This is a genomic window from Paenibacillus endoradicis (assembly GCF_024721975.1).
In genome coordinates, this window is the sequence record NZ_JANQBB010000007.1 from 376,052 (window position 1) to 390,408 (window position 14,357).

At 37.3% G+C, this 14,357-nt stretch carries 14 protein-coding genes; 7 read left to right on the plus strand and 7 right to left on the minus strand.

All coding sequences use genetic code 11. The features are described from left to right. Positions 1 to 30: 30 nt before the first annotated feature. Both NV377_RS21955 and NV377_RS21960 read left to right on the plus strand, forming a co-directional pair. Complete coding sequence (locus tag NV377_RS21955; protein WP_258202938.1) at positions 31 to 741, plus strand: response regulator transcription factor; 711 nt, start codon at positions 31 to 33, stop codon at positions 739 to 741. A gap of 125 nt (positions 742 to 866) precedes the next feature. Further along, positions 867 to 2,081, plus strand: coding sequence for a GGDEF domain-containing phosphodiesterase (locus NV377_RS21960; protein ID WP_258202939.1), 1,215 nt, complete (start codon positions 867 to 869; stop codon positions 2,079 to 2,081). A 53-nt stretch (positions 2,082 to 2,134) separates the two neighbouring features. Here NV377_RS21960 and NV377_RS21965 read toward each other — a convergent pair whose 3' ends face one another. The 6 genes from NV377_RS21965 to ilvA all read right to left on the minus strand — a co-directional run bounded on the left by NV377_RS21965 (position 2,135) and on the right by ilvA (position 6,831). After that, positions 2,135 to 2,353, minus strand: a complete 219-nt coding sequence (locus NV377_RS21965; RefSeq protein WP_258202940.1) for a hypothetical protein — start codon at positions 2,351 to 2,353, stop codon at positions 2,135 to 2,137. A gap of 98 nt (positions 2,354 to 2,451) precedes the next feature. Further along, entirely contained in the window at positions 2,452 to 3,090 is a 639-nt protein-coding gene (locus NV377_RS21970) for a TraX family protein (RefSeq protein WP_258202941.1), read from the minus strand. 349 nt (positions 3,091 to 3,439) lie between these two features. Further along, a complete protein-coding gene (locus NV377_RS21975) occupies positions 3,440 to 4,081 on the minus strand; it encodes an NUDIX hydrolase (protein WP_258202942.1) in 642 nt (213 codons plus the stop codon). Then, positions 4,074 to 4,541 (minus strand): large-conductance mechanosensitive channel protein MscL, encoded by a 468-nt coding sequence (mscL, locus tag NV377_RS21980; protein ID WP_258202943.1) that lies wholly within the window; start codon positions 4,539 to 4,541, stop codon positions 4,074 to 4,076. Before mscL ends, NV377_RS21975 begins: the two co-directional genes overlap by 8 nt. Positions 4,542 to 4,953: 412 nt before the next feature. Beyond that, a complete protein-coding gene (locus NV377_RS21985) occupies positions 4,954 to 5,523 on the minus strand; it encodes a TVP38/TMEM64 family protein (RefSeq protein WP_258202944.1) in 570 nt (189 codons plus the stop codon). Between the two features lie 39 nt (positions 5,524 to 5,562). After that, complete coding sequence (gene ilvA, locus NV377_RS21990) at positions 5,563 to 6,831, minus strand: threonine ammonia-lyase IlvA (RefSeq protein ID WP_258202945.1); 1,269 nt, start codon at positions 6,829 to 6,831, stop codon at positions 5,563 to 5,565. 98 nt (positions 6,832 to 6,929) lie between these two features. Between ilvA and NV377_RS21995 the strand changes: the two genes are divergently transcribed. From NV377_RS21995 to cysI, 5 genes are all read left to right on the plus strand, one after another. Further along, positions 6,930 to 7,472: a hypothetical protein gene (locus tag NV377_RS21995; protein ID WP_258202946.1), complete on the plus strand. Its 543-nt coding sequence runs from the start codon at positions 6,930 to 6,932 to the stop codon at positions 7,470 to 7,472. Between the two features lie 292 nt (positions 7,473 to 7,764). Then, positions 7,765 to 8,469, plus strand: coding sequence for a helix-turn-helix transcriptional regulator (locus tag NV377_RS22000; protein ID WP_373425845.1), 705 nt, complete (start codon positions 7,765 to 7,767; stop codon positions 8,467 to 8,469). 584 nt (positions 8,470 to 9,053) lie between these two features. Beyond that, on the plus strand, positions 9,054 to 9,725 hold the full coding sequence (locus NV377_RS22005; RefSeq protein ID WP_258202947.1) for an SOS response-associated peptidase: 672 nt from the start codon (positions 9,054 to 9,056) through the stop codon (positions 9,723 to 9,725). 257 nt (positions 9,726 to 9,982) lie between these two features. Then, entirely contained in the window at positions 9,983 to 11,821 is a 1,839-nt protein-coding gene (locus NV377_RS22010) for an assimilatory sulfite reductase (NADPH) flavoprotein subunit (RefSeq protein WP_258202948.1), read from the plus strand. 63 nt (positions 11,822 to 11,884) lie between these two features. Then, positions 11,885 to 13,624 carry an assimilatory sulfite reductase (NADPH) hemoprotein subunit gene (gene cysI, locus NV377_RS22015; RefSeq protein WP_258202949.1) on the plus strand — a complete coding sequence of 580 codons (1,740 nt, stop codon included), beginning with the start codon at positions 11,885 to 11,887 and terminating at the stop codon, positions 13,622 to 13,624. Positions 13,625 to 13,719: 95 nt separating this feature from the next. Here cysI and NV377_RS22020 read toward each other — a convergent pair. Further along, positions 13,720 to 14,357, minus strand: a 638-nt coding sequence (locus NV377_RS22020) for a BclA C-terminal domain-containing protein (protein WP_444850875.1), incomplete at its 5' end; no start/stop codon positions are given.

The window sequence follows — 14,357 nt, forward strand, 5'->3', positions numbered from 1 at the left end:
ATTGTGCAACAAATTGTGAGGGTGACGTCAATGTATAAGGTTCTTATTATTGAAGATGACGTTATGATGAATAACATGTTGTCCATGTACTTAACCGAAGAAGGGTATGAAGTACAACAAGCTTTCAATGGGACAACAGGTTTACATACGGCATCTCACTTTAGTCCACATATTATTTTATTAGACCTTATTTTGCCAGATATTGATGGTATTTCGATCTGTTCAGAAGTACGATTGACTTCTAACGTACCAATTATGATACTGTCCATGAAAAGTGAAGTTTCTGAACGAGTCCAAGCCTTAAAGGCCGGGGCAGATGATTATTTGTGTAAGCCGTTCAGCATGCATGAATTAACAGCAAGAGTGGAAGCACTTATTCGTCGCTCGATTCAAACCATTGATAAACTAGTTAATAGTAGTCGAATGGAAGTAGCCGTCGATGAAGATACCAATGCAATCCGTCTTGATCATGAGCGTCGTCTCTTAATTGTACGCGAAGAGCCTGTCGAAACAACTTTCTCTGAATATGAAATTATGAGACTGTTTTTGTCTGCACCTAATAAAGTGTTTAGTAGAGAAGAATTAATAAGTACGTTAAGAGGCTTTGATTCATTTGTAACGGATCGTTCTATTGATGTACATATTGTTAATTTGCGAAAAAAGATAGAGAAAAATCCAAGAGAACCAAAGCTTATTAAAACAGTGTGGGGATTTGGTTACAAGTATTCACCTAACGCTTAATGAATGAATAGAACTGCTCCTAAAAAGGGCAGTTTTTTTAATATGCCTATTACAAAAATTGTAAAAATATGCAATAATTAATAGAGTGGGTAAGCTGTAATCTCAATTAGGTGAGGTGTAGTACAATGCTAATGATAACTGTAGAATGGGAGAGTATGTTTGCCAACATCAGTGGAGATCAGCTCATAACATACAATAAGTTAGAGAAGCAGTTATGGCAATTAATTGTGCATCAATTCCCTACTGAAGGTAATATGGAGTGGGCTGCTGTTGAACGCTTACGAGCGGGATACTATCGAATAAAATATTACACCCCTCAACACTTAGAGCCAATCGAGCGTATATTACTAAAGATCAAAAATAATATCGAACAACAAATACAAATCGACGGTGAGCGTTATTATATTCATATATATATGGGAGTGTATCAATACGATTATGATAGTCAAAATAGAATAGAAATTACCCGAAGCGAAATTGCACTGAAATTTGCAAAGACGGATGGCAACCATCGAGTATTTATATACGAACATGAAATGATTGTACAATTAGAGAGAAAATTATTGGTAGAAGGACTCATGAGGGAAGCAATTAATGATGAACATTTCACTTTAGACTTTCAACCAATCTACCAATTACAGGCCAAGCAATTGATTGGTTTTGAAGCTCTCTTGCGTTGGGAACATTCGATATACGGTAAAGTTAGTCCATTAGAATTTATCGCTGTTGCTGAAAAAAGTGGATTAATTAATCCTTTAGGTGCTTGGGTTATTGAGGAAGCATGTAAAGAGATGAGCAGAATTAGTAGTTATCTTCCTAATAACATCTTAAAAATATATATTAATCTATCACCACTACAACTGTATAATCAAGATATTGTAGACAATGCATGTCGTTGTTCAGATAAGTATGGAATTTCTCATCATCTCATTCAGTTTGAATTAACAGAATGTACATTTTCACTAGTAGATAAGAGGATCATTAACACCATTAATGATTTGCAACAAGCGGGTTTCATTATTGCTATTGATGATTTTGGTGTAGGTTATTCAACGCTAGAAAGCTTAAGCATTTTACCAATTCAATGTGTCAAATTAGATCAGTCGTTTGTAAAGCATATGGAACATGATGAAAAACATTACGCGATAGTGAAAAACATCCTTCTTCTTTCTAATGAAATAAAAGTAGACTTAATCGCAGAGGGTGTAGAAAGTATGGCACAACAGCAATTATTAGAAGATCTTGGTTGTCTACTTGCACAAGGCAATTTCTTTAGTAAGCCAATTCCTTCTCATATGATTGATCAAAATAAACTTAGAGATTTGTTAAGTGCCATATAAAAAAAGATTCCTAAGAAGTGAATTCATTCTTCTTAGGAATCTTTTTTATTAAACTAAGAAACTTCTAAGTAAAGCTTCGTGCCATCATTATATTGTAGAATAGCAACATCGCGTACCATTTCTACGGATTGAATAGATTTCCACTTTTTACGGAAAGCAAAATCAAATTCAAGTTCATGTAATTTATTATTAAGTTTTTGATAGTTATAAGATTTTTCAACAGTACAGAAAACAGGCACGGAACGATTTTTATAAGTAATGATTTTAACCATATTACGAAAAGCCTCCTAAATCTTTATGTTTATATTATATGTAAATAGATTTAAGAGGACATGAATATATCGTTTAAAATTTGTTTATTATTCTAATACTAATCTAACAAACTGATATAGTAATGTATGATCGCAATAATGGTGAGATGAAGAGGATAGAAGCTACGCCATATCCAGCTTGGAGCACGCCATTGGCTTAGTTTCCCAATTAAGTTTGGCTTGAAAGCTATAACATAAGTGATGATCATACTGTAAAATTGTATCTGCCATGAATTGTATACCATGAATATGATCTCAGCGATAAAGTGAATAGAAAACATTATTGTTGATGTTAAATAACGATAAATTAACATTAGAACTAATGCATACGCACCATAATCAAAAGGAACAATTTCTAGCAGAGCGATGCTAGCAACAGCGATGATTATCCTGAAAAATAGATTGATTTTCTTTATATCTAGTATTTTCAACGTAAGGAGACAGACTAATAAAGTAGCGATCACATTAAAACGTAACACATCAAATGCCACTGTATATGGAAGTTGAGAAATAAGAGCAAGGAGTCCAATCCGCAATACATATTTTGAATAGTTTCGTGTACGGTGATAGCCAACAACCATGAGATATACGTAGAGAGGAAAAGAAAGACGACCTATTATTCTAAGCAGAAGCTCATTAGGGAAAAAGATAGCTCCTATATGGTCGATTAGCATGGTGAGCATGGCGATCCATTGCATGATGTAATCTCCTTCTATATAGAGGTAGTTCAAAAAACGGACTTTGATAACGATGAATGGCTTCGTAGTATAATCTACATCGAATATGAAGCGAAGTTGGGAAGTCCGTTACGCGTGTACCAATAACGTACACTTGCGTTTCCTCCTTCCGCAAGTAGCGCTCCATCTTCTCGGTTCTTAAAGCCCGTTTTTTGAACCTTTATTGGAAAAGGTAGTTCAAAAAGCGGACTTTAATAACGATGAATGGCTTCGTAGTATAATCTAGATCGAATATGAAGCGAAAGCCCATTTTGAATGTGTATTATTAAAGAAAAAGCTGGAAGTATTATCTTCCAGCTTTTTCTTTGTATTAGAGTGCTTCAATCGTATCGAACACTTGTAAATAGTATTGGTCTTGACGTGGAACAAATTGATCTTTCGTTATTACAGTCGTATGTGATTGTAATGATGAAAGCTGCGACGCTTGTGACGGTATGTAGCCTGAAACTTCTAACTGTTCAATCTGTCCAAGAAATAATCTGCGTAATTGATTAAGTGGTGCTTCGTAGACGGCTAATACTTCTTCAACTTGAAGCTGCCAATTTGGTAAAGGTCTTGGGCATTGTAAAGCGTAAACGTCACTAATTTCTCGATCGATATAACGTTTACCGCGAACTTCACCAACAGCTTCTTCTTTAACTTGCATGATATGATGTAGGTCTTCAAACTGGACGAGAAGTCCAACTTCTTCTGCTATTTCACGAATAGCATCTTGAAGTTGTTCACCTGCAGTTAGATGTCCTGCTACAGTAATATCGTAGCAAAGTGGGTTCGTATCTTTTTCTGCTTGTCGTTGCTGAAAGATAATGTATATTTCATCGTCGTGTTTCTCATAGATCCAACAATGAAAAGTTCGATGCCAATAACCATTAGCATGAGCTTCTCCTCGAGTCGCACGTCCTAGTGATCTTAACTGTTCATCATAGATATCAAACCATTCATCATTACTCATTGATCGTAGAATTTACAAGGTGAGATGTACAGTGTTTGCAACGAGTCGCTTTAATTGGAACTTGTGATAGACAATGTGGACATTCTTTTTCTGTTGGCGCAGTTACGTCTGCTACTTTCTCTTTTTCAGTTATACGACGTAAATGATTAATGCCTTTAACCATAAAGAAAATACAAAGTGCAACAATTAAAAAGTCTAGTATAGTATTAATAAATGATCCGTAGTAAATCGCTGGCTGTACCACGATTGTCCCATCTGTCATATCTGGAGCATCTCCAATTGGAATCTTCAAATCTTTGAAATCAACATTACCAAGAAGAACACCGACTGGTGGCATAATAATATCATTAACGAGAGAAGTAACAATCTTACCGAACGCTCCACCGATAATAACACCGACAGCAAGATCAATAACGTTCCCCTTTACTGCAAATTCCTTAAACTCTTGTAATATCTTCATTATAAATCCTCCTAAAACTTTTTATTATCTAGTTAATATGCTACATGCAAATAAAAAGTTGCATCGAGAGCATGAATCTATCTTTTATCTACTTCAAAAATATTTAAGTCTATCGATATTGGATCTAGCGAAAAGGGACATAAGAAGCTTACTCTTAGGAATAAAATATTTTATTAGTATGTCCTCAATCTAGCATTGATACTCTTAATTTTCAATATTTTTATAGCAATTTCACTGCTTATTAATAAATTTTAACTAGATTTACGTTGTATTGCGCTTTCAATTCATTGAATTCGAAATCATAAGCACACCTAGATACAAGGACTATGAAGAAGTTAATTTCAAGAAAAAATCCGTAAACTATTACAGTAATCTAATTACTGTAATAGTTTACGGATGGAATGCATTGCTATTAAGTTTTTGAATTGTAACGTTGCTCTAGTTTTTTACCACCCAACCAAAGAATGATTATGCCAATGATAGAAGCAACAATACGCCAAGGAGCTTCAAAAAGATTAGCTATATCAAAACTAATTAATCCGATAAATAATATCATCATAGCTTTTCCTAGTGCGAATGACACGAGGAACGTATGGAATGGTAATTTACTAAGCCCTGCAACGATAGTTATTAAAAACGCGGGTGTAAATGGAAAACAAGACAATAGAAATAACGGGGTGAATCCTTTATGTTCTACCCATCCGAAAACTTTTTTCATAGACGGGTATCGACGTTTCAAGCGCTCGCCAAGTTTATTACCATACTTGCGACAAATTAGAAAGATACAAATTGCGCCACCGTTTACTCCAATCCAAGAAAATAACATTCCAAAACCAATGCCGTAAATATTAACATTAGCTGCAATAATTACGATTAGCGGCAAAAAAGGTAAGAATGCTTCAAAGAAAGGGACGAAAATTCCTGGCAAAGGGCCTAAGCTAGAAAGACTTTTTAAAAATTGTTCGATTTGCTCTAAGGTCATGTTGAGTTTCTCCATTCTCACATACGATTAGAATTTGATTTAGATTAGCAGATTGAATAAGACTGGATCTTTGTTGAGCTCAACAAAATGATAACCTTTTGTATGCATCCGCTCGATTAATGAAGCGTAATCTTCACGATGCTTTAATTCGATACCAACAAGTGCTGGGCCATTATCCTTATTAGATTTTTTCGTATATTCAAATCTTGTAATATCATCATTAGGTCCAAGTACTTGATCTAAAAATTCTCTAAGTGCTCCTGCACGTTGAGGGAAATTAAGCATGAAATAGTGTTTGTAACCTTCATATACAAGGGATCGCTCTTTAATCTCTTGCATACGATCGATATCATTATTACCGCCACTCACTACACAAACAACAGTTTTACCTTTAATTTGTTCACTGTATTGCTCTAAAGCAGCAATAGGAAGCGCACCAGCAGGCTCAGCGACAATGGCATTCTCATTGTATAGATCGATAATCGTTGTACATACTTTACCTTCATTCACTGAAATCACATCATCGAGTAATTCCCTGCAGATTGCAAAAGTATGATCGCCTACACGTTTTACAGCAGCGCCATCAACGAATTTATCAACTTGATCTAGTGTTACGACTTCATTACGAGATAATGCTAGCTGTAGAGATGCTGCGCCTTCGGGTTCAACACCAATCATTTGCGTAGAAGGTGAAATGCTCTTTACATATGAGCTCACACCTGCTGCAAGACCGCCACCACCGACTGTTACAAAAACAAAATCAGGGCTATGCTCGATATCATTCAGTATTTCTTGACCAACGGTACCATTACCTGCAATAATCATACGATCATCGAAAGGATGAACAAATGCGTATCCACTACGTTCACATTCGATCATTGCTTCATTATAAGCATCGTCAAATGTGTCGCCTTTTAGTATGATTTCTACATTATTTCCTCCAAAAAATTGTACTTGTTTTACTTTTTGGTTAGGTGTAGTACTAGGCATATAGATTTTTCCTTTTATTCCTAGCGTATGACAAGAATAAGCAACACCTTGTGCATGATTACCAGCGCTAGCGCAGATCACTCCAATTAAGCCTTCTTGTTCTGATAAGGAACGAATAAGGTGATAGGCTCCGCGGATTTTAAATGAACGAATGATTTGCAAATCTTCACGTTTTAAGTAGACCTCACAGTTGTAGCGCTGTGATAACACACGGTTATATTGAAGTGGCGTGTGAGTGATAACATCTTTCAAGTGCATGTGAGCTTGAACAATTTCTTCTAGTTGTATTTTGACGTTGGAATCTTCCCATGAGTTCATCTATGAAAACCTGCCTTTTATGTTAATTAATTTATTGGAATGTATATGATTATATTATTATAGCATTATGCATACCACAGTACAGAGGAGTGGAAAAGTTGAAAAAGAAAATTTTAGTAACGTTTATTTGCTTTATTGTCATTGTTGTAGGTGCTGTTTTTGCTTTGAAGCAATATATTAGTCCAAGTCAGCAGCTTACTATGGATTATACAGCAATAGATATTGAAGAAAAGGTAATGAATATGGTTACTAAACTCAAAAGTGAAGTAGTCTTAACCGAACAAGATATTGATTCATTGCTTAAACAAAATATGGATCGACAACTTAATTCTTATACGTATATTAATGGTGCAAAGTTCTATGTTGAGAATGACATTTTATATGCTGTATTAAATGTAACACTATATAATAAGGTTGAGGCCGAAATTCATGCAACATACAATGTCAATTGGGATGGTTCAGAGTTGAAATTATTACCCAATTCGCTTTCTGTTAAGGATATCTCATTACCTACTTCATGGCTAGAGACAATTGCGATACCGATCTATGATAAAGCTGATTCTATTGTTTCAATATCAAGTCTCACTAATGTTGGAAGAGAAATTGTAATTAAGCTTAAACTAAGTCTATTTTCATGGTAAAGAAACAAGATTAAAAAGAAGAGAATGATAAGCTAGCAATGACGTCTTAGTATAGCGATTGAAGTCAGTAGACAAATAACTAGTCATGCAGTAACATTTGTAAGGCAGACCATAATGTAAGGCACATGCAAGAGGAGAGATTAGTCTGGAATCATCGTTATTACTCACATTTAAGTCACCACCATTTCCATATTTTATTGAATCTAATTCTCATACTTACGAGGTAGGAGAAGAACATCCTAATCGTACTAATATTGGCTTTTTTGATATGTTATATGTTAGAGAAGGTTGTTTGTATATTGCGGAAGATGACCATAGATGGGAACTGCATGCTGGAGAGGTATTAATTCTTCGCCCGGATGCTTGGCATTATTCTTATCAACCATGTACAGCTAGTACAACATTTGATTGGTTACACTTTCAAACGGCTGGACCATGGGAAGAGGTAGAAAACTATGAACAAGGTACGTTGCGTGGAGATTACTATACGTATGCTCTTCGTGTGCCTAAGCACGTGAAGTTACAAGCGACTACTGAGATGCGATTGATGTTGGAAGCTTTACATGAGGCTGCTAGAAATAGTTCTCATGCTGCTTTTTGGGATCGTCAACAACGCTTCTTACATTTATTACAGATGCTAGATGAAGGTTGGCGAAGTGATACAGCTAAAGCATCTGTTGTTGTAGCAGAAAAAGCAGCTGCATATTTGAAACGTCATTATCGTCAGTCGATTAGTAATCAAACATTAAGTGACGCATTAGCGTTACATATTAATTATATTACTCGTAGTATGAGCGATGTATTCGATTGTACGCCACAGCAATATTTGCTCTATTATAGAATTGATCAAGCCAAGCTGCTACTTATTAAGACAGATTGGTCAATCGCACAAATAGCTATCGAATCAGGCTTTAAGCAAACTGCACATTTCTCAAGATTATTTGCTAATCAGGTGAGATTATCACCGTTAAGATATCGCAAGAAGTTTACACATTAGAGCAGTTGGAGTAACGCTGCGAGGACAAATCGCTGCTCCGATCGCCGTTGTCCTCGGATTTATTGTAATGGCAATAGCGGTATAAATCAGAGGACAAAAACGACCGCTATCGCTTCTCCACGAGCAATTAGTCCTCATCGCTATGACTTGGAAGAGGAATTGAAATTTGCGAGCAAGTAGCGCAGCCTACGTAATTGCTCGGAGGATAACATAGCTTGTATCATTTAACTATCAAAGTCGGCTTTTTGAACTAACTTCTCAAAAATGAAAGTTCAAAAAGCGGGCTTTCGCAAATCGAGAAGATGCCCCACAGCGAAAATGAGTAGCACAGTGTACGTACTGTGTACATGAGCACACGCAGGCTTTCGATGCGGGATATATTCGATGCCGAATAAACTACGTAAGTGTAGTCATCGTTATCAGAGTCCGCTTTTTGAACTAACTTATAAAAAATGAATAATTTACCTCCTTTCTACAAACACTTGCTACATCACCCAGAAATGTACAACTTTCACACTTCTGGTGATGTTATTCGGTTTATTCGAATGATATAGCGAAGTGTGAATAGTTCAGGAGGTTTTTTCATGGTTCAACGATTTTCACTAAAGGCAGAAATATATGATGTAATGGAACAATTTAAAGCTACAAAAGTAATGCAAACTCAAGCGCAGCGTTATAATGTAACTCCTACTCAAAATGTGACAATTGTTATGAATGATCGTCATGAGCAGCGTGTTCTTCAGGATGCACGATGGGGCCTTTTCCCATATTGGGCAAGTGATGCAGTAAATACGACGAAACAAGCTGTTCGAGGGAAGTCTTTCCTCTTTGAACTAGTAACGCGTAATCGTTGTGTTGTCCCTTGCACAGGCTTTTATGGTGCGAAGCAAGTTGGATTAGAACGAGATCCAAGAGCTATGCATATTGTACTTCCAGGAAAACCGTTATTCGGAGTAGCGGGGATTTTTGATCGTTTTCGTAATGCTCAAGGAGAAGAAACTCGGGTATTCACGATGTTAACGTCTGAAACTACTGGAACAATGGCAAGCTGGCAACCTAGTTTACCAATTGTATTGGATGAAGAGGGAGTCGAAGCATGGCTCAATCCTAAAGCGCGTAACTACGATTTGCTGCAGATGCACTTGCCGCATCTTGAAAGTTATATGTTAAGATCTTATCCTGTAACGAATGCTGTTTATGACGATCAATATGAATCTCCAGATTGTATACTTGAGCTTGGGATTGATTTTGGTTAATTAATTATAGAATAGACCTTTATGAGAGCTGCTTATTTATAGGTGGCCATAAAGGTCTTTTTTTTTGTTTTCATTTAATAAATTAGTGCCATTAATGATCTATAAGGAAACTATAGAAATAGGTTCAATATTTCTTATAAGTTGAAAGTGACTGTATTCATTGACCCTAGTTTCACTCTGTGGTACTTTTTAATGAGAGAATAATTCATAGTAATATGATAGGAATTAATTCATAGTATCGATGCGAGGTGTATAGATTGCAACTATTAGTAACGAACAGTCCGTTTTCTGAAGCTCAGCTTCAGCATTTGAATGCAGTACTTCCTACTTTAAGCGAAGCACAAATTCAATGGTTAAGTGGTTATTTAGCATTTTATCGTACGGGAAATAGTGATGCTCCAATCAACCTAAATTCTGCTGTAGTAGCTTCAATTCAAGAGATACCAACTGCTCAACCTACAATTATTGCGCCGAAAGAAGCAACCATTGTTTTTGGTTCTCAGACGGGTAATTCCCAACGTTTAGCAGGTAGACTTTCTGAGAAATTGAAATCTATTGGCTTTGAAGTGACGTTGTCGGCAATGAATAAGTTTAAGCCTAATGATTTGAAAAAGGCTACTAATTTATTCGTATTAGTTAGTACCCATGGAGAAGGAGATCCACCTGATAACGCGATCTCATTCTATGATTTCCTAAATAGTAAGCGAGCTCCAAAACTTGATGGTTTGAAATATTCCGTACTAGCACTTGGCGATACATCCTATGAATTTTTCTGTAAAACAGGTCAAGATTTCGATGCCAAATTACAAGAGTTAGGTGCAGAGAGACTTGCTGAACGTGTTGATTGTGATGTGGATTTTGAAGAATCTGCTAGTGGTTGGATAGACGCAGTGGTTTCTAATATTCAAGCTGCAACTACAGTGGTAGCGACTACTGGAAATACAGTCTCTATTGCGTCTTCAGCTTCAGGACAGACGGAATATACTCGTAATCGTCCATTCCAAGCAGAATTACTTGAAAGTATTAATTTGAATGGTCGTGGATCTGATCGAGAAACGCGCCATCTTGAAATATCATTAGAAGGATCAGGAATCACCTATGAACCAGGAGATGCTGTTGGTATTGTTCCTCATAATAATCCAGTACTAGTGCAAGATCTTATTGCAGCATTAAGTTGGTCTAGTAATGATTCCATTACGAATAAAGACGGTATTACTTCAACAATAGAAGAAGCACTAACTACGCAATTTGAGATTACAGTGCTTTCCAAAACTTTACTTGAGAAGCTTGCTCCTTATGCGACAACTAGCAAGTTTAATAGCTTGTTAGCAGATGCGACTGCAGTGAAAGATTACGTTAAAGGTCGTGATCTACTCGATCTAGTTCGTGATTATGGTCCTTTATCATTACAACCAAGTGATGTGCCAGTGGTACTACGTAAAATACCTGCAAGACTATATTCAATCGCAAGTAGTCTTAAATCGCATCCTGAAGAAGTCCATCTAACGATTCGTAAAGTACAATATGAATCACACGGTCGTGCTCGTGATGGTGTGTGCTCTGTCTATGTATCCGAGCGTTTAAAAGTAGGAGATCAGGTTTCAGTATTTGTACAATCTAATCCAAATTTCAAGCTACCAACTAATGCTGAAGCGCCAATTATTATGATTGGACCAGGTACAGGGGTTGCACCTTTCCGTTCCTTCCTAGAAGAAAGAGAAGAGACGGGTATTGTTGGGAAATCATGGTTGTTCTATGGGGACCGTCACTATGTTACAGATTTCCTATATCAGACAGATTGGCAACGAATGCTTGCTGATGGTGTACTTACTAAGCTTGAAGTTGCTTTCTCTCGTGATACGAAAGAGAAAGTTTATGTACAGCATCGTTTACTAGAACATGCTGCGGAATTATATACTTGGCTTGAAGAAGGTGCTTATGTATATATTTGCGGTGATGAAAAATATATGGCTCATGATGTGCATACCGCTTTAGTTAATATCGTTAAACAACAGCGTAATGTTAGTGAAGAAGATGCTAAAGCATATATTACACAGTTACAGGAAGACGGACGTTATTTACGTGATGTATATTAATTAGAATAAATGATTCAAGTTATAAAGTATGTTTGGCATAAGCTATGGGGGAGGACTCTCGCAATGACAAGTAAAAAAAAGGTTGAACCAATTGGCGGTACACCCAGTGATGTAGAGGATTTAAAAGTAGAGAGTAAATATTTGCGTGGTTCATTATCAGAACAATTGCAAAACCGCGTAACAGGTGGATTAACTGAGTTAGATAATCGACTATTGAAATTCCACGGAAGTTATATGCAGGATGATCGTGATCTACGTAATGAACGTGAAAAGCAAAAGTTAGAACCTGCCTTTCAGTTCATGCTTCGCGTCGTTACACCGGGCGGTGTAGCTACTCCAGAACAATGGCTAGTAATGGATGAACTTGCGCAAAAATATGGCAATCATACAATGCGTGTAACTACTCGTCAAGCATTCCAAATGCATGGTGTATTAAAGTGGAATTTGAAATCTACAATTAAAGAGATTAATGATGCGCTACTAACAACATTAGCTGCATGTGGTGATGTAAGCCGTAATGTAATGTGTAATCCTAACCCTCATCAATCTGAAGTTCATGAGGAAATTTTTGCAATGTCAACAGAATTGACAAAGCATCTTGCACCTCGTACACCTGCTTACCATGAGATATGGTTAGATGGTGAAAAACTTGAAAATCCGTATAAGCCCTATAGTGAGCCAGTTGATCCTGTAGAACCAATCTATGGACACGTGTATTTACCACGTAAGTTTAAGATAGGTATTGCAGTTCCTCCGTCTAATGATATTGATGTATACTCTCAAGATTTGGGTTATATCGCAATCGTAGAAAAAGGAAAGCTTATTGGTTTTAATGTAACAGTGGGTGGCGGTATGGGGATGACTCATGGTGATAGCAATACGTATCCGCAACTAGGTAAAATTATTGGTTTTGTTAAGCGTGAACAAGTACTTGATATCGCTGAGAAGGTTGTTACGATCCAACGTGATTACGGTAATCGTTCAGTCCGTAAAAATGCTCGTTTCAAATATACAATTGATCGTCATGGTCTTGATTGGTTTGTTGAAGAATTACAAGAGCGCCTTGGTTGGACTCTTGAGCCAGCACGTGAATTCCATTTTGAAAATAGTGGAGACCGATATGGTTGGTCGAAAAACTATAATGGAACATGGAATGTAACACTTTTTGTTCGTAGCGGTCGTATTGCGGACACGGAAGATTCTGATCTAATGACAGGTCTTCGTGAAATTGCCAAAGTATTAAAGGGTGACTTCAGATTAACTGCCAATCAGAATATTATGATTGGTAATATACCGGCTAAGCAAAAAGCAACGATTACGAAATTGTTGAAACAATATCGTATTTCCATTGGTGAAGAGCTGACTGGTATACGTCGTAATGCATTGTCATGTGTATCTTTGCCAACATGTGGATTAGCAATGGCAGAAGCGGAGCGATATCTACCATCTCTACTTGATAAACTTGATCCTATTTTCGAAAAAAATGGTTTGGGAGATCAAGAGGTAAATATTCGTATGACGGGTTGTCCAAATGGATGTGCACGTCCGGCACTTGGCGAGATCTCCTTTATCGGTAAGGCAGCGGGTAAATACAATATGTATATGGGTGCTGCATTTGCTGGTGAACGCTTGAATAAAATGTATAAAGAGAATATAGGCGAAGAAGAGATTATTTCAACATTGACGCCAATTATTGAACATTATGCAAAAGAGCGTCAAGCTAATGAAAAATTTGGTGATTTCGTTATTCGTACAGGATACATCAAAGCTACTACGGACGGAACGAACTTCCATAGTGCATAATTAAAAGACATAATAAATGGCCTTCTTACAGAGTATTAAAACACTCCGTAAGAAGGCCGAATTATTTTAAAGATATTTAATCTAGCTCTGAATCATTAGACTATGCGAATAATTGAAAGTGAAGCACCTACACCAGCTTGAAGTGTTGCAGCTCCTAGTAAACCGAACAATTGAAGTTCAAGAGTATCACCAGCTGCAAGTGTTGTAATTAAAGTAGCTGAGAACTTAGTTAGTGATGCAACTGGACTAATCACAGATGGTGGTAAAGGTGCACCGTTAAGCAATAGTCTAGATTGTACTAATAGAGCTGCTGTAATATTAATGTCATAACTTAAGAAATAAGTGCCTGCTTGAGTGATCGTAAATATTGTATTTGCCCCATTGACAGTTACATTGTTTAGAACTTGTGAGCTAGGCAAAGGGATAGGTGTTCCGCCTAAAACAACTGCTATAATTGAACCAGCCTGATTGTCTGCGAAGGCGTTCGTTGTTGTAACGGTAGTACCAGTAGCCCCAGTAGCACCGGTAGCCCCAGTAGCCCCAGTAGCCCCAGTCGCGCCAGTCACTCCGGTTGCGCCATCAGCCCCAGTAGCCCCAGTAGCACCGGTAGCCCCAGTAGCCCCAGTCGCGCCAGTCACTCCGGTTGCGCCATCAGCCCCAGTAGCCCCAGTAGCACCGGTAGCCCCAGTAGCCCCAGTCGCGCCAGTCACTCCGGTTGCGCCATCAGCCCCAG